Origin of the sequence: Bulleidia extructa W1219, assembly GCF_000177375.1 — a bacterium.
Lineage (GTDB): Bacteria > Bacillota_I > Bacilli_A > Erysipelotrichales > Erysipelotrichaceae > Bulleidia > Bulleidia extructa.
In genome coordinates, this window is the sequence record NZ_ADFR01000002.1 from 53132 (window position 1) to 72269 (window position 19138).

At 35.5% G+C, this 19138-nt stretch carries 19 protein-coding genes and 1 pseudogene; 5 read left to right on the top strand and 15 right to left on the bottom strand.

Annotated features, from left to right (window positions below; translation table 11 throughout):
• Positions 1 to 163: 163 nt before the first annotated feature.
• From aroQ to HMPREF9013_RS00725, 8 genes are all read right to left on the bottom strand, one after another.
• Positions 164 to 592, bottom strand: a complete 429-nt coding sequence (gene aroQ / locus HMPREF9013_RS00690; RefSeq protein WP_006626445.1) for a type II 3-dehydroquinate dehydratase — start codon at positions 590 to 592, stop codon at positions 164 to 166.
• Positions 589 to 1806, bottom strand: coding sequence for a 3-phosphoshikimate 1-carboxyvinyltransferase (gene aroA / locus HMPREF9013_RS00695; RefSeq protein ID WP_006626446.1), 1218 nt, complete (start codon positions 1804 to 1806; stop codon positions 589 to 591). The genes aroQ and aroA overlap by 4 nt, the downstream gene beginning before the upstream one ends.
• Positions 1803 to 2819: a 3-deoxy-7-phosphoheptulonate synthase gene (gene aroF / locus HMPREF9013_RS00700; protein ID WP_006626447.1), complete on the bottom strand. Its 1017-nt coding sequence runs from the start codon at positions 2817 to 2819 to the stop codon at positions 1803 to 1805. Before aroF ends, aroA begins: the two co-directional genes overlap by 4 nt.
• On the bottom strand, positions 2816 to 4006 hold the full coding sequence (locus HMPREF9013_RS00705; protein WP_006626448.1) for a shikimate kinase: 1191 nt from the start codon (positions 4004 to 4006) through the stop codon (positions 2816 to 2818). The genes aroF and HMPREF9013_RS00705 overlap by 4 nt, the downstream gene beginning before the upstream one ends.
• Entirely contained in the window at positions 3988 to 5079 is a 1092-nt protein-coding gene (aroC, locus tag HMPREF9013_RS00710) for a chorismate synthase (RefSeq protein ID WP_006626449.1), read from the bottom strand. The genes HMPREF9013_RS00705 and aroC overlap by 19 nt, the downstream gene beginning before the upstream one ends.
• Positions 5072 to 6067, bottom strand: coding sequence for a 3-dehydroquinate synthase (gene aroB, locus HMPREF9013_RS00715; RefSeq protein ID WP_006626450.1), 996 nt, complete (start codon positions 6065 to 6067; stop codon positions 5072 to 5074). The genes aroC and aroB overlap by 8 nt, the downstream gene beginning before the upstream one ends.
• 348 nt (positions 6068 to 6415) lie before the next feature.
• Positions 6416 to 7339 carry a 2-dehydropantoate 2-reductase gene (locus HMPREF9013_RS00720; protein WP_006626451.1) on the bottom strand — a complete coding sequence of 308 codons (924 nt, stop codon included), beginning with the start codon at positions 7337 to 7339 and terminating at the stop codon, positions 6416 to 6418.
• Between the two features lie 21 nt (positions 7340 to 7360).
• The gene (locus HMPREF9013_RS00725) at positions 7361 to 8428 is read right to left on the bottom strand and encodes a PTS sugar transporter subunit IIC (RefSeq protein WP_006626452.1); all 1068 of its coding nucleotides are present in this window, start codon (positions 8426 to 8428) and stop codon (positions 7361 to 7363) included.
• A gap of 363 nt (positions 8429 to 8791) precedes the next feature.
• On the opposite strand from HMPREF9013_RS00725, the pseudogene HMPREF9013_RS07515 reads away from it, so the two are divergent.
• Both HMPREF9013_RS07515 and HMPREF9013_RS00735 read left to right on the top strand, forming a co-directional pair.
• Positions 8792 to 9037, top strand: a pseudogene (locus HMPREF9013_RS07515) (DUF4417 domain-containing protein); the annotation flags it as partial.
• Complete coding sequence (locus tag HMPREF9013_RS00735) at positions 9024 to 9296, top strand: hypothetical protein (protein ID WP_006626455.1); 273 nt, start codon at positions 9024 to 9026, stop codon at positions 9294 to 9296. The pseudogene HMPREF9013_RS07515 and the gene HMPREF9013_RS00735, both read left to right, overlap by 14 nt.
• A gap of 180 nt (positions 9297 to 9476) precedes the next feature.
• Here the strand turns inward: HMPREF9013_RS00735 and HMPREF9013_RS07520 are convergent, their stop codons facing one another.
• The 4 genes from HMPREF9013_RS07520 to HMPREF9013_RS00755 are packed head-to-tail and all read right to left on the bottom strand — an operon-like array spanning position 9477 to position 13326.
• A complete protein-coding gene (locus tag HMPREF9013_RS07520; RefSeq protein WP_006626456.1) occupies positions 9477 to 10928 on the bottom strand; it encodes a hypothetical protein in 1452 nt (483 codons plus the stop codon).
• A gap of 11 nt (positions 10929 to 10939) precedes the next feature.
• Positions 10940 to 11734 (bottom strand): metal ABC transporter permease, encoded by a 795-nt coding sequence (locus HMPREF9013_RS00745; RefSeq protein WP_006626457.1) that lies wholly within the window; start codon positions 11732 to 11734, stop codon positions 10940 to 10942.
• On the bottom strand, positions 11727 to 12377 hold the full coding sequence (locus HMPREF9013_RS00750; protein WP_006626458.1) for a metal ABC transporter ATP-binding protein: 651 nt from the start codon (positions 12375 to 12377) through the stop codon (positions 11727 to 11729). Before HMPREF9013_RS00750 ends, HMPREF9013_RS00745 begins: the two co-directional genes overlap by 8 nt.
• Complete coding sequence (locus HMPREF9013_RS00755; protein WP_006626459.1) at positions 12370 to 13326, bottom strand: metal ABC transporter substrate-binding protein; 957 nt, start codon at positions 13324 to 13326, stop codon at positions 12370 to 12372. The genes HMPREF9013_RS00750 and HMPREF9013_RS00755 overlap by 8 nt, the downstream gene beginning before the upstream one ends.
• A 465-nt stretch (positions 13327 to 13791) precedes the next feature.
• Between HMPREF9013_RS00755 and HMPREF9013_RS00760 the strand changes: the two genes are divergently transcribed.
• The 3 genes from HMPREF9013_RS00760 (at position 13792) to HMPREF9013_RS00770 (ending at position 16785) form a co-directional block, all read left to right on the top strand.
• Positions 13792 to 15117 carry a polysaccharide deacetylase family protein gene (locus tag HMPREF9013_RS00760; RefSeq protein WP_006626460.1) on the top strand — a complete coding sequence of 442 codons (1326 nt, stop codon included), beginning with the start codon at positions 13792 to 13794 and terminating at the stop codon, positions 15115 to 15117.
• Positions 15118 to 15271: 154 nt separating this feature from the next.
• Positions 15272 to 15616 carry a hypothetical protein gene (locus tag HMPREF9013_RS00765; RefSeq protein WP_006626461.1) on the top strand — a complete coding sequence of 115 codons (345 nt, stop codon included), beginning with the start codon at positions 15272 to 15274 and terminating at the stop codon, positions 15614 to 15616.
• Positions 15616 to 16785: a cation:proton antiporter gene (locus HMPREF9013_RS00770; RefSeq protein ID WP_006626462.1), complete on the top strand. Its 1170-nt coding sequence runs from the start codon at positions 15616 to 15618 to the stop codon at positions 16783 to 16785. The genes HMPREF9013_RS00765 and HMPREF9013_RS00770 overlap by 1 nt, the downstream gene beginning before the upstream one ends.
• A gap of 112 nt (positions 16786 to 16897) precedes the next feature.
• Here the strand turns inward: HMPREF9013_RS00770 and HMPREF9013_RS00775 are convergent, their stop codons facing one another.
• The 3 genes from HMPREF9013_RS00775 to HMPREF9013_RS00785 form a co-directional block, all read right to left on the bottom strand.
• Entirely contained in the window at positions 16898 to 17386 is a 489-nt protein-coding gene (locus tag HMPREF9013_RS00775; protein ID WP_006626463.1) for a hypothetical protein, read from the bottom strand.
• Between the two features lie 32 nt (positions 17387 to 17418).
• Positions 17419 to 17754 (bottom strand): hypothetical protein, encoded by a 336-nt coding sequence (locus HMPREF9013_RS00780; protein WP_006626464.1) that lies wholly within the window; start codon positions 17752 to 17754, stop codon positions 17419 to 17421.
• A gap of 226 nt (positions 17755 to 17980) precedes the next feature.
• A complete protein-coding gene (locus HMPREF9013_RS00785) occupies positions 17981 to 19090 on the bottom strand; it encodes a glycosyltransferase family 2 protein (protein ID WP_198002107.1) in 1110 nt (369 codons plus the stop codon).
• Between the last annotated feature and the right edge of the window lie 48 nt (positions 19091 to 19138).

Genomic DNA, 19138 nt, shown 5'->3' on the forward strand with positions numbered 1-19138 from the left:
ATATTTCTTTTCTTTGCAAGGGTTAAATTCAAAAAATTAACCTTCCAAAATCCAATTTAAAAGAATAGCCATTTCAACCAAGAAATCTGCTATCCTTTTGATCTATAACATATCCCAATCCATGCCATATTTTTCCATTCATACTACCATTAAAATCTCAATTTCACTTAGAAACCAATTTTTCAATCGCCAACTGATAACCATGAAATCCCTTCCCTTGAATCTGATCTAAACAGTAGGGTTTTATATAAGAAACTCTTCTGAAATCTTCCCTATCCTCTATCTTTGAAAGATGGACCTCTATCACAGGAATCGGATGAATTGCCTTAATCGCATCTCCTAAAGCAATAGAAGTATGTGTATAACCGGCCGGATTAAAAACAATTCCATCTACCTTTTTTAAATAAGCCTCTTGAATCCAGTCAATCAATTGTCCCTCATGATTCGATTGGAAAAATTCCAAATGAATCTCTGGATTAGTTTTTAACAATTGATTTTCTAAATCTTTCAGACTTTGATTACCATAAATTTCTTTTTCTCGGATACCTAACATATTTAAGTTAGGTCCGTTGATGACCCAAATCGTTTTCATCCTTCTTCCTCCACTCTAACTCCCAGTTTTTTTAAATCTTCAAAGAAATTTGGATAACTTTTTTGAATGGCATTAGCACCCTCAATCACCGTATTCTTTGTTAAAGTAGCTAAAACTGACAAAGCCATCACTATTCGATGATCATGATGCCCACTTAGAATTTGATTAGGACGTAACTTTCCACCAGTGATAAAAGCTTCGTTCTCACCAACTTTCATTTCAATTCCCAGTTTCTTCAATTCTTCTCGCATCGCTTCAATACGATCCGATTCTTTGAAACGCAATCGCTTAATATTCACAAAATGACTAGTACCCTCCAATTGCGAAGAAACCGCCATTAATATCGGTCCCAAATCAGGGCATCCTTCCAAATCAAAGGAAGAAGCTTTTCTATTCTTCACCTGTTCTAAAAATGCCAGTATTTTAAAATCTGCTTGTTTTGAAAAGGAGTTCAGATTTTCAATAGACAATTCTTTTCGATGTAAAAAGGCTAAAGCATATAGAAAAGCTGCGGAACTATAATCTCCTTCCACCTCATATTTAAAGGCTTGGTAATGTTGATTTCCCGGAATCATAAAAAGATGATTGGTTCTTTCTATTCGAATACCGGCCAAGCAAAGCACATCCAGTGTTATTTCTACATAATCTTTTGAAACTAATTCACCTTGAATTTCTAGGGTGGAATCCCCTTTTAATAAAGGTAATGCTAATAATAAGCCCGTAATAAATTGAGAAGAAATTGTCCCGTCCACCACAAAATGACCCGCTTGAATAGGTCCCTTTACGAAAATAGAATGAGCTGTTTTTTCAAAGAAAAATTCTTTTTCTCTTGCCAGAAATTCGTAAATCGTTTGCGGTCTTTCTAACAGTCGTTTAGTCCCTTGAAATTTAACTATCCGATCCCCAATCAATACTAAAGGAATGAGAAAGCGAAGTGTTGATCCACTTTCATGGCAATCTAAAACAACTGAATTCTGAATTTTCCATTTTGGATAAATCGTGGTTTGACTTCCCTCTTGTCGAAAAGATACACCCAGCTTTTTCAAACAAGCCATTGTCGTTTGTATATCTTGATTATTTGGAAGGTTTTGAATGGTTGAAACTTCTTTAGATAAAGAAGCCGCAATCAATGATCGATGTCCATAAGACTTGGAAGTCGGCATTTTCAAAGAAATGGTTTGAATGGTTGACTGATAAATACGCACTGATTTCATAATTCACGACCGATTGCTTGAGCAACCAATTTTGCTTTTTGAACCAGTTCTTTCAATTTTTCCGGTTTTAATGATTGTGCTCCATCTGACCAAGCCGACTCCGGGTCATCATGCACTTCAATCATAAGACCATCTGCCCCGGCCGCAATGGCCGCCAAAGAAACAGCTTCAATTAATTTCCAATCCCCTGTAGCGTGAGAAGGATCAACCACAATTGGAAGATGAGTTCTCTGTTTAATAATTGGAACAACCGCTAGATCCATGGTATTGCGTGTATATTTTTCAAAACTACGAATACCTCGTTCACACAAAATGACATTGGGATTACCAGCCGCAAGAATATATTCCGCCGCCATAATCCATTCTTCAATCGTCGCAGATAAGCCTCTTTTTAATAAAATGGGTTTCTTTGTATGACCAATAGCTTTCAACAAATCATAATTCTGCATGTTGCGAGCTCCAATTTGAATTATATCCACCTTTTCAATGAATTCTTCTAATTGATTAGCTGACATCAATTCAGATATAATAGGTAGCCCTGTTTCCTCTTTAGCTTTTACCATAGCCAAGATTCCTTCTTGCCCTAAACCTTGAAAAGAATAGGGAGAAGTTCTCGGTTTATACGCTCCACCTCGTAACACATCCGCCCCACACATCTTCACTTCTTTTCCAATACGACAAATTTGATTTTTACTTTCTACTGAACAGGGACCGGCTATCAAAACAATTTTCCCTTTTCCACCAATTTTCAAACGGCCAACTTCCACAATAGAATCTTCCGGGTGGAAAGCTCGATTAGCCAATTTATAAGGAACCGAAATACGACGAACCACTTCTACCCAAGGACTGGCTTTGATGGAACTTTCATCCAAAGAAGCAGTATCTCCTGTCAACCCGATGATATTAAATTCCTCTGCCGGAATCTCATGAACTTGTAGACCAAGGCTTTCAAAATGCTCACGCATCTTTTGGATTTCTTCTCTTGGCATTCCTTTTTTCATCGTTATAATCATTTCAATTTCTCCTTCAAAGATACGATTGCCTCTTCTATAGACCGATTATTATCCAGCTCTACATCCGCATAATAGGCATATCGTTCTTTTCTTTCTTGATAGACTCTATATAAGTCTTCTTTTGAAGCATAAAGAGGTCGATTATTTTCCAAAATCATGCGATCAATATCTCTTTTGACCCAAACCAAAAGCCCATTTGCCCTTAAATAAGTCATTGCCTCTTCATTTAAAATAACACCACCACCGGTAGAAATCACTTGGTGATTCAATCGAGATACTTCTTTCGCTACCTCTAACTCCTTTTTGCGAAAATAGGCTTCTCCCTTTTCTTGAAAAAGACGGGAAATGGAAAGCCCTTCTTGTTCAACAATGATTTCATCCATTTCCACTGTTTGAGCATCAAAAGCTTTCGCTATTGTACTTTTGCCAGCCATCGCCATACCAATGAACACAATATTTCTTTGTTCAAAACATAAAGCTCTTAAACAAGCTTGAATCTCCTCTTCCGAAATCATTTTCCCCGAAAAAATCTCATCCGCTTTCGCCGCTTGACGAACCAACATTTCAAGACCACCAATAGATGGACAACCGGCTTCTTGAAGAAGCTTGGTGCGTAAAGGATTCGCGACAATATCCACCAACCATTCCATTCGTGAAAAATCCAAATATTTCGCTATACTTTCGTTCATGTTTGGGTACATGCCCAATGGGGTACAATTCACAACCGCTTGATAATTTACTTTCCCAATTTCATCGTAAAGAATGGTGTTTTCTTTTTTGTAACGAGAAACCAGTTGTACGTTAGCTCCTTCTTGGCGAAGAATGTAGCTGATGGCTTTTGAAGCCCCTCCTGTCCCAAATACCAAAACATTCTTATCTTTAGCCTTAAACCCATGAGCTTTTAAACAATCCGCAAAGCCTGAAGCATCGGTATTGTATCCTACACGATGATGAATCGTATTAACCGCCCCTATTTCTCTTGCTTCTGGACTTAGATTCTTTAAGAAAGGAATGACTTTTTCTTTATAAGGAATTGTTACATTCAAATCTTGATCTTCTGCTAAGAAAGATTTCAATTCACGTTCTTGAATATCCAATAAAGAATATTCTTTACCTAAAAAGAAATGATGAATGAAGGGAGATTTAGAGTGAGATAACGGGTGACCAATTAAACCGAATTTTGCCATAGACATTCCTGTTCTCTTTTCAAATAAGCGTCTAAAAGTACAAAAGCAGTCACGGCATCCACCACCGGTCTGACTCGATGGATAATTGCCGGATCATGTCTTCCTTGAATTTCAACTGTGGTATTGGTTTGTGTCTGAAGATCGATGGTTTCTTGAACCAAACCAATTGAAGAAGTTGGCTTCACCACCGTATGAAACACCAATGGCATACCATTAGAAAGGCCACCATTAATACCACCATTATGATTCGTCTTTGTTTTTACTTTCCCTTTTTCATAAAATAAAACATCATTGACTTCAGAACCTTTATATTGTGCAAAATCAAAACCCAAGCCAAAGGAAACACCTTTGATTGCCGGTATAGAAAATAAAATTTTGGATAAATTTGACTCCAAACTATCAAATATCGGATCCCCCAATCCCACTGGCAAGCCAACCACTGCTGTCTCTAAAATACCACCTATCGAGTCTTTTTCCTCCTTTATCTTTAAAAGATATTCTTGCATCGTCTTAGAAATTGAACTATCTAAAACCGGGAAATTCAACCGGCTTAATTTTTGAATATCCTTTTCATAATTTTCAAAAGATCGATCTTGAAAACGATACAGCCTTTTAATATGACTACCAATATAAACGCCTTTATCTTCTAACAGTTTTTGACAAATAGCTCCTCCCACCACAAAAGCAGCGGTTAAACGGCCACTAAAAATAGCCCCACCAGCAAGATTCATATACCCAAAATACTTTTCATAAGCTGCATAATCTGCATGGGAAGGTCTTGGCTTATGAAGTTCATAATCTTTAGACTGCACATTTTTATTTTTCAAAATAAACGCAATGGCGTTACCTTCTGTATATCCTTGATGGATGCCCGACAAGAAAGTAGGGACATCTTCCTCTTGTCTGGAAGTGGAGATAGATCCTTTCGCTTTTCGAAGATTTAATTTTTCTTGGATATATTCTAAAGGCAACTCAACCCCGGCAGGAATACCATCTAAAATTCCACCGATTACAGAACCATGGCTTTCTCCAAAAATCGTCAAACGAATACGTTCACCAATACTATTAGACATCTATACTCCTTTCCAATTCTGCCAACGAAACAGTTTGAATAACAGCTTCTCCTATCTTTTTAACCAAAACAATTGAAATACCGGTAGAATTTACCTTTTTATCCTGATGGATGTATCGTAATAATTCTTCCTGTTTCACCGGATATACAATTGGACAATGTAGTTTTTTTAAAATACATTGAACCCTTGATTTTAAAGGTTCTTCTAACATTTTCAACATACCAAGTCCAACCGCTTCTCCGTGTAACAATTCTCCTTTAGCATAAGATTCATACGCATGGCCCCAAGTATGACCAAAATTCAAAATCATTCTTGGCCCTGTTTCTTTTTCATCTTCTTCAATGACTTTCTTTTTCACCAATAAACTTTTTTCAATAACGGTTTCTAGAGGAAAAGAATCTTGTTCTAAAAGATAAACCAAGCTATCATCCGCAATCAACCCGGCCTTTAAAGCTTCTACTAATCCATTATAAACCTGCCTTTTCGACAATGTTTCTAGAACAGTAGGATCCATCAAAACCATCTCAGGTTGGTAAAATGTACCCACCATATTTTTATAGCCACCCAAATTAATTGCCGTTTTCCCTCCAATAGAAGAATCAATCATCGCTAAAGTGGTGGTCGGGATTTGAATATAAGCAATTCCACGCCGATACGTACTCGCCACAAAACCGGCCAGATCTCCAACAACCCCACCTCCAAGAGCTAAAATCACATCTTGGCGTGTCACTTCCAGAGATAATAATCGTTCCATCAGAAAAGTATACGAAGTCATGGTTTTATGACTTTCTCCCTGTTCAAATTCAATTAGATTAGAATTAGGTAATTGACTTAAAATGAGCTCTTTCCACTTTTTAGGAACGCCTGTATCACTAATGACAATATATCGCTTATACAACTCTAAATAGAAATCTAAGTGATGTAATAAGCCAGCTTCCAAATAAATTGAATACTGTTTACTTTTGGTTTGAATCTCTATTTTTTTCATTTCTTTCTCCCACTCAATTGTATCAAAAAAGCTGATATTGACTGATTAATGATAACTTTCTTCCCTATTTCTTTCAATCTCGCATCAAGAAAACTTAAAGGAAGGTCAAATGAAAATCTGTAGACTTTTTTACTTTGTTGGTTAATCTTTTTCAAAATAACTTCAACTGTTCAAACAGCAATACATGCGTTTTTATCTCATTCAGATTTTTTATCTTTATCTAAACTTAAAATTCTACGAAGCAAGTATCTCAATCAGTTTCGATCTTCTCATAATCTGATGGCACAATGGATACAATCCATTTGACAAGGCTAATTTAGAGTAAAAGAAAAAGGCTGATCTCTCAGCCTATTGAATCTTTAAAACATGTTCTTTCGCATGAACCAAATCTGTAATCATATGACAGTATGGTGTTGGAATACCTAGGGAATCTCCTTTCTTCGCTACAGCTCCATTGATGTAATCAATTTCTGTTAAACGATGATTTTGAACCAAATCTTGGTGCATTGATGGATAGTGACCTGCTGCCACAACAGATGTGTGCATCACATAATCTTTAATGGCCTGCTCATCTAATTTCACGCCAGTAGCTTCACCGACCATCACAAATTCATGAATGATTGTATCCACTACTCTTAAAGCTTCTTCACTCGCAAAAAATTCACCAATCGTACAATCCAATAAAGCACAAGTGGAATTCATAGTACCATTGACACACGCTTTACGCCAAATAGATGGAACGACATCTTCATCATAAGTGACTTTCAAACCGGCTTCATTCAACAAGTCTACAAAAACCATCGCTTCCTTTTCACCAGATTGATCAATGGATTGTAAGTTCACTGAACCAGTGGCTGTTAACAGAGCTGTCCCTGGCCCTTTTAAGCCGGCTGTCCAAACCGTCACTCCCATTAAAATATTTTTTTCCGGAATATATTTCTTGATGACATCTTCATGTCCTAAGCCATTTAAAAGACATAGAACTTTAGTCTTATCAGTAATAATTCCCTTAAGACTTTGAAGCATAGTTTCCAACTGCATAGCTTTTGTGAATAGGACAATAAAATCCGCTTTTTGAGTCGCTTCTTCCGGTCTCATGATTGGAATATGAACACAATCTTCGTGATCCCCCACAATCTTTAAACCATCTTTTTGAATGGCTTTAATATGATCTTCCCATTTATCTAGTAAGATAACTTCCTTACCAGCCTTAAACAATTGATAACCAAAGCGACATCCCATCGCACCAGATCCAGCAATATATGTTAACATTTTTCTTCCTTCTTTCTATTCTTAACCTTTAAACACAAAGATTTCTTTCTTATATAGATGGAGAACATCCCCTAAAACTTTATCCACTACATAGCCAACGGCGAAAGGAACGGCAATCCAAGCAATAACCATACCAATCACTCCGACAGATCCCGCATTTAAAGCGGCTAGCGGAGAAACTAAACCCACAAAACCAAAACCGGCTGAACCGGGTGTCCCAACCATTCCTAAAATAGGAACTGATAAGGAACTAATCGCTGCCGTCAAGGCTACCGGTAACGCCATAATTGGATTTGTTAAAAAATTAGGCATCATCATCTTCATACCACCCAACGCAATTGCAGTAGGGACACCAGGCTTATTCACCTTTAAAGTAGCCCAAACCAACAAAGCTGCCGCACTAGCAACTCCCATACCGGCCGCTGCTGAAGACATACCATTTAACCCAATTGCCAACCCGATTGCAACGGTGGAAATTGGTGAAATAATAATAATGGAGAATGAAATCGAAATAAGAATACTCATTAAGATTGGTTGTAAGGTAGTAAAGGAATTAATACCTCGTCCAATTAATGTGGTAATCATGGAAACATATGGTAAAGTCAACGTACCGATCCAACCAACTCCAAAACCAACAACAATCGGTAACAGAACCAAATTTAATGACCCCAATTTCGGACTGACTGCTTGAATCACCAAAACAGCCAAAGCCGCAATCAACATGGTATTAATAACATCCCCAATACCGGCTAATTGGAATAGCCCTACTCCCTTACCTGCCACAGTTGCCATTGTAAATTTCCAAGCTCCTGAAGCAATATAAGTCGTTCCAGCCAACGTAGCAGATTGAATGGGATTCATCTTAAATTGCATACCAATTAAGAAACCAGCCATAATTGGTGTGAAAAATTGGAATACAGTTACAATATGAAGCCAATTAGCCACTAGTGGATTTGAAGCAAATGGCTTGAGAAATGTAGCTAGAATTGCATTCGGAATTAAAGCAACTACAATCGCAACAGTCGTTCCATTCAAAATTTTAAGAATAAATGAACCAACTGTCTCCTTTTGAACAGCTTTTTCAGACATACTTGTCTACCTCCTAACATGTGAGTAATTTCACTATATATTTTTATAGTAATTCTTCTCCTTTTAAATTCAAGTAAAACGATTATAAAATTCTCTAAAATATCACCGATTTTTGATATTATTTTTAAAATAACGAATTCAACACTTTATAAAATCATCATCTTCTAAATTAAAAAAATTAGAATTCAAAGCCTTTCAAATTAACTTTTGTTTCATTATTTCATAAACAAGCGCTTTTTTTACATTTTTCATTTTTATAAAATATTTTTAACCCATCTGATAAAACATTCCCTAAATCTTTCAAAATTCTTTCTCTTAGATCTTGAAAATAGTCTCTCATTCACCTCATAGGCAGAAAAAGAAACATTTAGCTTTTGCTTTGACGGTATCCCGGAAGCTTCAATTGTGGCAGTAAGTACCGTTGGGGTTAAGCGTGATGATGACGCCTTACAAGTTTGGAAAGACGGTATGGACGCTATGATCGATAAAATAAAGCCTTCTGTGATACTGGTATATGGTGGTAAGTTGGAATATGCTTATAATGAGGATATAGAAGTGAAATATTTTAAAAATAAAGTAACAGAAAGGATGAAGCATGAAAAGAAATGATTTTATAAAGAACTTAGAATTTACCGGCAAATACATTCTTTACTATAAAAACAAAGAAATTGAGATATATGAGGATTGTATTCTTGGAATTGATGGAAAAAGAAAACGATATAATAGTTTTAAGGAATTATTTGACATAGATATTTTTGATAAAAAAATTGGTGATATAGTAGATGAATTAAAAAAGTATGATAAATCATGCCACTATCATATTCCAATAATGATGTTTGATGAAAGCGGTAATGAAGTAATTTTATAAATATCAAAAGGCGCATAAACAGCGCTTTTTATTTTGAAAGGAAAAAATAATGGATGGAAGAGGTGCGAGTATAAAGATAAAAAGTAAGGAAGAAACTAAAAAAGAGCTATTTTAAAGTGAACCTCCTCAGTCATTGTCCAACTTTTAGGATTCACTTCATTTCTAGCTCGTTTTACCTTCTTATTCTTTCTTTAATTTTTCCGGATATTTTAATTTCGGTAAATCAACCCCTGCTTTAACAATCCCGTTTTCAACAATCAGATCGTCAGCCGCAATTTTAACTAAATCATCTCCATTAATAGAAACCACATAATTACCCAAGAAATATCTCACTTGATTTTCTGAAACTCCATAATGTTTCGCTAAGAATCGACACTTAGCTATCATTTCTTCTTCGGTATCTATCCTATCTTCAATCACATAATGATGATTCACTTTATATTTCAAAAATGCGACCACTTCTTTTGCCGTAATCCCTTTGAAACGACCTTCTTTTTCCATCGCAATTAAATCCGGGATACTCACCGCATGATAATGTGAATCGTGCAACCAGTAGAAATACCGACCACTTTTATCAGGTTTTATGATACCAAAAACCGGTAAACCATCTGTCACTTTTCCATAATGAGTCATTTTTTTCAAATTCTTACTTAGAATTTTTTCTACTCTCTTATCCAATTTTTCTTTTACATCTTCATAGGTAAATAAGTCTGTTTCTTTAACTTTTGTATGTCCTCCATGATTGGATTTTTCTTGGATATATTCCGCCTTTGGAAACATAGATCTTGGATTTTCTTTTGTAATACCAATTTCTTTTCCATTTTCGTACACATGCCAATGGTCTCCATGATCCACAATCTTGGTAATATTTCTACCCTTTAATTTATTCAGTGTTAAGACTCCTACAACCGGTCCTAATTTTTTATTAGGAGTGTCCGGTTTTGGCAAAACAGCTTTAGGATTCGTTGGCTTAGAAGAATGATTCCCTTTATATTCCCCCACTTTTGCTTTTGGGTAAAAAGGGCGCGGATCTTGATAACTAATAAATTCACCGCCATCTGTTGTATAAATATGCCAATGATCCCCATGTCTTAAAATTTTATAGACCGTAGACTTTTTAGCTAAATTCTGAATGGAATGTGTTGGTTTTCCACGATGAGATCCCTTGTATTGTCCAATTTTAATTTTCTTAAACAAAGAAGACGGATCTTGATAGGTCAAATATTCTTTCCCATCTGCGGTATAAACATGCCAATGATTCCCATGTTTCTTAATACTAACCACCCTTTTACCTTTTAATTGTGCCAAAGTAAGAACTGAAACCAATTCTAATCCACCGGTATCCTTCAAATTAGCCGGATTGGTATATGTAATATGTTCCTTACCATCTTTAGTGAACACATGCCAATGATCCCCGTGTTTAATCACTTTAACAATATTAGATTTTTGAATGTGATTATCATCTACCAAAATAGTAGTAGTGGTATCTTTTTCATATGTTGTCACCTTTGGTTGCACGAATTCCTTCTTTTTCGACTCTGTATTAGAAGCCACTTTTTGATGAAAAGTACACGCAGTCAAAGAAAGAACAGCTAAAATAGCGACACTTGTTTTTTTATAAATACGATTCATATCTATTCCTTTTATTTTCTCCTTACCAACATTGCGAAGATCAGAAAAGTCACCGCAATCAACACAATCACAGATCCTGGTTTCAAATTTGCGTAATAAGAAACCAATAACCCTATGTAAACAAATAATACCGATAAACCAATGGATAAAAATAAAGTGGCCTTATAAGTTCTCGCAAATTGCATGGCACAAATTACCGGAATAACTAATAAAGATGACACAATCAAAGATCCAATAGTTTTAGCTGACATTGATATGGCGATCGCACTTAAGAAAGTAAATACAAACTGAATACGTTTTGCATTTACCCCTAAAATAGGCGCCGCTTTAGGATCAAATACACTTAAATATAATTGATCATAAATCCACCTATATAACACGATTACCACCATTGCAATTCCTAAGACTAAGTAAAATTCATCATCCGAAATTGTTACAATTGACCCAAATAAATAAGAACTAATCGAATTACTATTTCCTGTAAAACTGGAGAAAATACCCGCTAACCCGATGGAAGCCGCCAAAATGATGACTGTCGATATTTCTTGATAAGATCTTAATTTTTGTTGAATAAATTCAATGCTTAAGCCTGCTATCACACAAGCTATAATAGATCCTAGTAAAGGATTAATCCCCATACACAAACCAATTGCAACGCCCGCCAATGAAGAATGAGCTAATGTATCTCCCATCATAGATAACCGTTTCAATAGAATCGGAAACCCCATACAAGGAAGAATGATGGCTAATAATGTTCCAACAATGAAAGCTCTTTGCATGAATTCATAATGAAACAAATCAAGCATACATAATCTCCTCCCATTGTCCCCTCACCAGACGGAGAATTCGATCAACATGAATTTGAACATCTTGCAGATGATGGGTCACCATTAAAATCGTTTTCCCCTCTTTCTTCAATCGTTCTAACATTCGATAAAGTTCCTCTGAAAATAGCTGGTCCACTCCTGAAGTTGGCTCATCCAAAATAATCAATTTCGCATTTTTAATCAGTGCTAATAAAATAGCGACCCGTTGAAGTTGACCACCCGATAATTCATTGAGCATTTTATGACCCTGTTCTTCTAAATTCACCAATTTAAGGTAAGAACCATAGTCTTTTCCTTTTTTTAAAAAACGCAAATGAATCTTGACCACTTCTATCACTGTGGTGGGAAAATTACGATAATTCATGACTGAATTCTGTGAAATATAAGCAATATCTTCATAATGGGGCTTTTCATTCACTAAATCTCCAAACAACCGGATTTCACCTTGCTGAGGTTTTAAATTTCCAAGAATCAGATTAAGCAAAGTACTCTTTCCGGCTCCATTTTCCCCAACCATCGCAACGAACTCTCCTTCATTTATTTCTCCATTTAAATGTTGTAAAATCCATTCCTGATGATCATAGGTAAAACAAACATTGGATAGTTGAAGAATTTTATTCATGAAACGATTTCACCAAATTTTCTAAGTTCTTTTCCATTAGTCCAATATATCCCAATTTTTCTTCTTCGCCTGTAATGCTTTCCAAAGTATATAGGACATCTGTGCGAACTCCCACTTCTTTTGCCAAAGTTTTAGCCACTTTCGGTGTTGCCTTCCCTTCAAAGAAAATCACCTTGATTTTATGCTTCTTTACAAAATCAGCCAATTTTTTCAACTGTTGAGCGGTTGGCTCTTCTTCAGGAGAAATACCGGCGATAGCGGCTTGTTTTAAACCATAATCCCTCGCTAAATAATTAAACGCAGCGTGTGATACTACAAAATGTTTCTCTACGTTAGCTGGAAGTTTAGCAATTTCTGAACTGAATTTTTCATCAAGTTTCTTAAAATCAGCCAAAGACTTTTCTAAATTTCTCTTATAAAAATCTTTATTTTCAGGATCTAAATTCGATACTTTCTCATAAATACTCTTTAATTCAAACATCGCATTTTTCACGCTTAACCATGTATGAGGATTCACCTGATGTTCTTCTTTTCCATGTTTTTCTTTGTCATGATCGTGACCATCCTGAGAAGTAGCTTTCAATAAAGTCAATCCAACGGATAAGTCCAAAAACTTGTTATTATCTTTCACGGTTTTCTTTAAAGCCTCTATAAATGACTCCATTCCTGCTCCATTATAAATAATTAGATCCGCCTTGGAAATTTCAGCCATATCTTTTGTCTGAAGCTCATAGTCATGAGGTTCTTGATCTCCTTTGATAATTTGACGAACCTCCATCTTATCCCCGACAATACGATTTGTTAAATCTCGAACGGGATAGAAAGTTGTGTAGATCACCTTCTTCTTTTGTTGTTTTGTCTCACTCTTCGTCACTTTACTAGAACAGCCAGCCAATCCCAAAGCCGTCACCAGAAAAACACCCAGTAATTTTTTTATCAAACAATTCATTTCGTCCTCTCTTTCCCTAATTTAATAGTTGAATAAAATCAACCCAATATCACAAATATACTCATCTATTTTTCTCTCGTCAACCTTTATTATTCAAAAATATCATTTTTCTTAAAATATCGATAAAATAAGGCTTTTCGTCATATTATTTGTTCATATGAGTGATTATTCAAACAAATATATCAACTTTTTATTTGAATATATATTCAAATATTATACACTTAAAATACCACATTATATTCAAATGTTAATTTCTATTCATTTTGCTTTATAATAAAAGTAAACTTACGGATAGGAAAACAAATCATTCTATTACTAAAATATATAAACTCCAATATCCCAGAAAGGACGTCAGCATGAAAAAACATTCTTGGGCAAAGTGGCTTCTCATCAGCTTATTATTCACCATAATCATTTATGGCATTTCCTTTGTTTTTTCAATAAAAAACAATTGTTTTTGAATCTATGCCTTCATCAACCGTCGACTACAAATCTTCCTATGATGATTCACACACAAAAGCTTATGAGAGATGGTCTCTTTTACCGTTCTATAAAAAAGAAGTTCCCTTTACCCGTAGCGGTCATGTGGATACCACAAAACTAGGTTCTTATACCCTGCGATACAAAGTCGATCAAGGAAACCTTAAAAAAGAAGTCATTCAAAATGTTCGAGTGGTTGACCGTGAAGCACCAAAAATTCAATTAACTCATAAACCGAATTCTTATACGCCTATTGGTCATGATTACCAAGAAGAAGGCTTCACTTGCATGGATAATTACGATGGTGATTTAACCAAACAAGTCAAAAAAGAAATCAAAGACGGTGTGGTCTATTATAGTGTCCAAGATAGTTCGGGAAATATGACTAAGGTAGAGCGAAAAATCATCTATGATGATCGTAAAGGTCCACAAATTCAATTACTTGGTGGAAAAGAAATCCAGTGGCCAAAAGGTCAAAAATGGGTAGATACTTACCAAGCCATAGATGATGTCGATGGTGATGTTACTAAAAATGTGCGTGTTTCAGGAACGGTCAATGTCAATCAAGTGGGTGATTATAACCTCAGCTATCAAGTAGAAGATGCCCATCATAATAAAACTGAGCTGAAACGAATTGTCCATGTAGTCGAACCTTCCAAAATGACCAAATCCAATGAAAAAACCATCTATCTCACTTTTGATGATGGTCCTAGTCGTTATACAGAAGAATTATTAGCTATTTTAGCCAAGAACCAAGTAAAAGCCACTTTCTTTACAACTTCTTGTGATAAAACTCATCTTCACATGATTCGCAAAGAAGCGGAAGCTGGACATACGATAGCCTTACATACTTATACTCATAATTACCAAAAAATTTATTCTTCTAAACAAGCCTTTTGGAAAGACTTCTATGCACAGATGAATACTATTAAATCCCAAACAGGGAAAGGAACTAAGTTATTTCGTTTTGCAGGAGGCTCTTCCAATACAGTATCACGAAACTATACAAAAGGAATCATGCGTGAATTGGTAAAAGAAATAACGCTAAAAGGCTATGTCTATTTTGATTGGAATGTTTCCTCAGGTGATGCCGGTAGTACCACTTCCTCCGATGGGGTTTATAACAACGTCATTCGTCAAATCAAGGCCAACACAAAATACCATTACCCTTCTGTCGTTCTCCAACATGACACAAAACTTTATTCCATTCGTGCTGTAGAAAGAATCATTAAATGGGGAAAAGCTAATGGCTATACTTTTGCGACATTGGATACTCATTCTTTCGCCCCTCATCATCCGATTGCTAATTAAAAGGGATTTCAAGATCCCTTTTTTGCAAAACTTCCACCCCTATCCCTCATCCGTCTTCTTTTCCTTTTGTATACAAGATTATATCTAGAACTTTTCTTGAAAGTATTTTCTACCATCTCCTATAATAAGAAGAGAAAGGTCTATTTATACATTTATGCAATTACTTGTTCATATTACCAATCACGAAGAAAGTGTTTCTCCTATTTTAGCAAAAATGATGGAATCGGGTTTTCATGGTGCCAGTGTCTTAGATTGTGAAGGCATGTTAGCTAATTTAAACCATTCTGACGAAGTAAAAACACTATCCATGTTTGGAGGTTTACGGCAATTTTTAAATCCCGAACGTCCTCAAAATAAAATTATTATGGTTGTTCTCAAAGACGAACAAATTCAAACAGGAATTGAAATTATTCACCAAATTTCCGGTGATTTAAAATTACCAAATAGCGGTGTTTTATTCTGCTTACCAGTTACACGATGGGAAGGAGTCACCGATTAATGAGTCTTACCTTCCCTCTTGGTCTTGCTATTTTGGTGGGATTATTATTAACGTTAGTTACCAAAAAAATCCAACTGCCAAATGTAACAGCTTATATTCTCATTGGTGTTTTGATAGGACCTCATCTACTTAATATCCTCAATCATGAAACCTTAGCATCTTTAGGTATCATTCCTGAAGTTGCTTTAGGTTTTATTGCCTTTTCAATCGGCGATGAATTTGAGTTAAAAACCTTAAAATCCATTGGGAAACCGGCCCTAATCATCACTCTTTTTGAAGCATTGGGAGCTGTCTTAATTGTGGATACAGTCACTTTATTGTTAGGTTTTCCACCAGCAGAATGTTTGATTCTTGGGGCTTTAGCTGCTTCTACAGCTCCCGCCGCCACTTTAATGATTGTCCGTCAATATAAAGCAGACGGTCCTTTAACCAGAATGTTATTACCGGTGGTCGCAGCTGATGATGCCATCGGTCTAATTACGTATTCCATTTCAATTTCCATTGCGATTGGCATGATGAATCATCAAGCCTTTTCTTTGGTGAATACCATTCTATTTCCAATTGTCAAAATCATAGCTTCTCTGGTTTTAGGCATCGTCTTAGGACTCATTCTATCTTTTATCCACCGGTATTTTCAAATTGTGATGAATCGTATGTCACTATGTATTAGTTTTATCCTAATTGCTTGTGCTTTAGCAAAAAGTTTTGGACTAAGTGATCTATTAGTCTGCATGGCTTTAGGTTCTTCCTATGTGAACACCCGAAAAGATGCTCAAAAAGTACTGTCTTCCATCAATGATTGGACTTATCCTCTTTTTATTCTTTTCTTTGTGTTATCCGGTGCCGAGTTAAATCTATCCGCTTTACCAAAAGTCGGTATCCTAGGCATTCTCTATATCTCACTCCGTTTTGGTGGAAAATGGTTGGGATCTTATGTCGGTGCAAATATTTCAAAACAACCATCCGTTGTTAAAAACTATATCGGCTTTGCGTTAATGCCTCAAGCCGGTGTGGCTATTGGTTTGGCTACTTTAGTCATTAAAGATATGCCTGGTGAATTGGGAATGGAAATTCAAACCATTATTCTTTCCGCCACCTTGATTTACGAACTAATCGGGCCATTGTCTGCTAAGTTTGCCTTAACACAAGCCAATGAAATTCATGCTTGATCTCAATAAATAATTTTCTATATATAAAAACACCATTCATTTCAGATGGTGTTTTTATACCTATAGGTGATCATCCAATTCCTTTCAACAATCAAAAATTCTAGCATTTTTCCTAATCAACATCACATATAAGGGCTTTCCCTGTTTCATCTGGGAATAGAAGACATAACTTCTCAATCAGTACATCTAATTCCTCTAAATCACAACTTTTTATATCAATTCTTTCATTGTTTCTAAATTGCAACGCATAACCAAAATATTTCCCTTTCACAAATAATGAATGAATCAACATTGGTTCAATGGCATATAATTCATGAAAAAACACTATCTTTTCTTTTTTGTTTCTTTTTAAAACAATTCCATTTTCAAAAAGTTTTACCTCTTGCCATAAATCAAACTCTGTCGGCAAAATAAATTTTCTTTTCCCTTTTGAAACAAAAATCAAATTTCCTAACTCTGTTACCGTTGGAATCGGAACACTTCCCATCGCAAAAATGATTGTTTTTAATTTATAGGAAGGACCAACTGGTGGTTTTACAACTTTCTTTATCAAAAAGGCTCCCAATATAGCCAATAAACCGATCACTAAAAATTTTTCCATCATTCCTCCCTTTTTATTTATCTCAATTTATATCAAAAATTTTCTAAATAAGAAACTTTTTTACCCGTTTTCTTAGCATAGGCGATTTCCGACTTAGTACTATCTCCAATATACCCGTTCTTATTGATAACAAATATTTCATCTGCCATATCAATCTTTCTTTTGTGCATGTCATCCAACATTTCTTTCGTTTTAGTCAATGTTCCTTCATCCATATTTTCCCAGACTTCCTCATCTCCTGAATGCCCAAATAACCCCACACTAATTACAATCTTACCAGCTAAAGTAAGTACTTTTTGAGCTTGCATAAATTCATTTTTGAAACGTGTACTGCCACATAATGTAACAACTGGATACTGATCTACCATATAACCCTCCTTTATTTTCTATTACTTTATCTAACATGTTTTAGTAAATTAACCGGAATGGCTTCTTGTTGTCTTCCCTCTATTTTAAACTAAATTGGCGAATATCAATCAAATCTAAGCTCCTAAATAAGTATAAAAAGAATGCGATGTAGAATAGAAAAAACCATCACTAACCAGACTGCCTATCATCAAAAAAAGATTCTTAAATATTTCTCTAAAAACTCTATCATTTCATATCTTCAATTTTCAGTTTCCGATCATGTATCACCGGCTTCCATTCCGCCTTTTTGCGACATAAATTTAAGAATATCATGGGAATAAATAACATCACAAATAATGGGAAAAATACAATTCCCTTCCAAACCCTTATCAGTTTTGTACCATTTTTTCTGACTGCCAAGCATTGCACCCATACAATCAATCCATAGACAACTAGTAGGATCCAACCAATTGATCGAAATAGCCACTGTACAAAACCATCTTGAAAAAGACACATACCAATCAGTACCACCAAAGCAATCAGAAATAAAATTGGTGCCACCAATATCACAAACATATCCAGGCAAACAAAAGAGTGCTTCCTAACTCCCTCTTTAAGCAAGCAATAAGCATAACGCCGCATACACTGTAACTGTCCAAAAACCCAACGTCTTAATTGAATCCACGCCATTTTGATAGTGGCTGGATATTCATCATATACAAAAGCTTCATGAACGTAGCCAATTCTCTCTCCTTTTAATGCTGCAATAGCGCTTAACTCAATATCTTCTGTCAATAATTCAACCGGAAAACCATACTCTTTCAAGAATGACCTTTTCATCATCCAAGCCGTTCCATTTAGAGAAGCACTATGTCCTTTTTGCATATGGGCATGATTAAATACCATATTTTGTAAAATATAAAAAACTTCATAACAAGAACTTAGCCAACTATCTTGAATATTCTTCCCCGTTCTTCTTCCTTGATAAAGTTGATATCCATGTCCATAGGCTCGATTCATCTGTTCTAAGAATTGTGCATCCGCCAAATTATCCGCATCTAAAATAATATAAGCCTCTATTTTTGAATCTGATTGCAGTTTCTCAAAAGCAACCTTTAATACTTCCGCTTTTGAACGAACCTCTCGATCCATATGAATGACTCTAGTCCCTTGATTTAAAGCAATCTTTTCTGTCTGATCTTGACTATTATTGACTAAAACATAAATATCATATGCGGTATTCGAATACTCTTGTTTCTGAAGCGATTCTATTAAAGGACCTATGACCTGCTCTTCGTTTCTAGCCGGAATTAATATCGCAAAATGGTGTTGGATAGAGGACTTTTCATAAACCATAAAATCCTTTCTTAAAGAAACTAAAAAGATATATAGAAAATACAATAG

Bases quoted from the DNA above. Each gene is read 5' to 3' on its own strand.
- aroQ (WP_006626445.1), bottom strand. From the start codon at position 592: ATGAAAACGATTTGGGTCATCAACGGACCTAACTTAAATATGTTAGGT.
- aroA (WP_006626446.1), bottom strand. From the start codon at position 1,806: ATGAAATCAGTGCGTATTTATCAGTCAACCATTCAAACCATTTCTTTG.
- aroF (WP_006626447.1), bottom strand. From the start codon at position 2,819: ATGATTATAACGATGAAAAAAGGAATGCCAAGAGAAGAAATCCAAAAG.
- HMPREF9013_RS00705 (WP_006626448.1), bottom strand. From the start codon at position 4,006: ATGGCAAAATTCGGTTTAATTGGTCACCCGTTATCTCACTCTAAATCT.
- aroC (WP_006626449.1), bottom strand. From the start codon at position 5,079: ATGTCTAATAGTATTGGTGAACGTATTCGTTTGACGATTTTTGGAGAA.
- aroB (WP_006626450.1), bottom strand. From the start codon at position 6,067: ATGAAAAAAATAGAGATTCAAACCAAAAGTAAACAGTATTCAATTTAT.
- HMPREF9013_RS00720 (WP_006626451.1), bottom strand. From the start codon at position 7,339: ATGTTAACATATATTGCTGGATCTGGTGCGATGGGATGTCGCTTTGGT.
- HMPREF9013_RS00725 (WP_006626452.1), bottom strand. From the start codon at position 8,428: ATGTCTGAAAAAGCTGTTCAAAAGGAGACAGTTGGTTCATTTATTCTT.
- HMPREF9013_RS00735 (WP_006626455.1), top strand. From the start codon at position 9,024: ATGAAAAGAAATGATTTTATAAAGAACTTAGAATTTACCGGCAAATAC.
- HMPREF9013_RS07520 (WP_006626456.1), bottom strand. From the start codon at position 10,928: ATGAATCGTATTTATAAAAAAACAAGTGTCGCTATTTTAGCTGTTCTT.
- HMPREF9013_RS00745 (WP_006626457.1), bottom strand. From the start codon at position 11,734: ATGCTTGATTTGTTTCATTATGAATTCATGCAAAGAGCTTTCATTGTT.
- HMPREF9013_RS00750 (WP_006626458.1), bottom strand. From the start codon at position 12,377: ATGAATAAAATTCTTCAACTATCCAATGTTTGTTTTACCTATGATCAT.
- HMPREF9013_RS00755 (WP_006626459.1), bottom strand. From the start codon at position 13,326: ATGAATTGTTTGATAAAAAAATTACTGGGTGTTTTTCTGGTGACGGCT.
- HMPREF9013_RS00760 (WP_006626460.1), top strand. From the start codon at position 13,792: ATGCCTTCATCAACCGTCGACTACAAATCTTCCTATGATGATTCACAC.
- HMPREF9013_RS00765 (WP_006626461.1), top strand. From the start codon at position 15,272: ATGCAATTACTTGTTCATATTACCAATCACGAAGAAAGTGTTTCTCCT.
- HMPREF9013_RS00770 (WP_006626462.1), top strand. From the start codon at position 15,616: ATGAGTCTTACCTTCCCTCTTGGTCTTGCTATTTTGGTGGGATTATTA.
- HMPREF9013_RS00775 (WP_006626463.1), bottom strand. From the start codon at position 17,386: ATGGAAAAATTTTTAGTGATCGGTTTATTGGCTATATTGGGAGCCTTT.
- HMPREF9013_RS00780 (WP_006626464.1), bottom strand. From the start codon at position 17,754: ATGGTAGATCAGTATCCAGTTGTTACATTATGTGGCAGTACACGTTTC.
- HMPREF9013_RS00785 (WP_198002107.1), bottom strand. From the start codon at position 19,090: ATGGTTTATGAAAAGTCCTCTATCCAACACCATTTTGCGATATTAATT.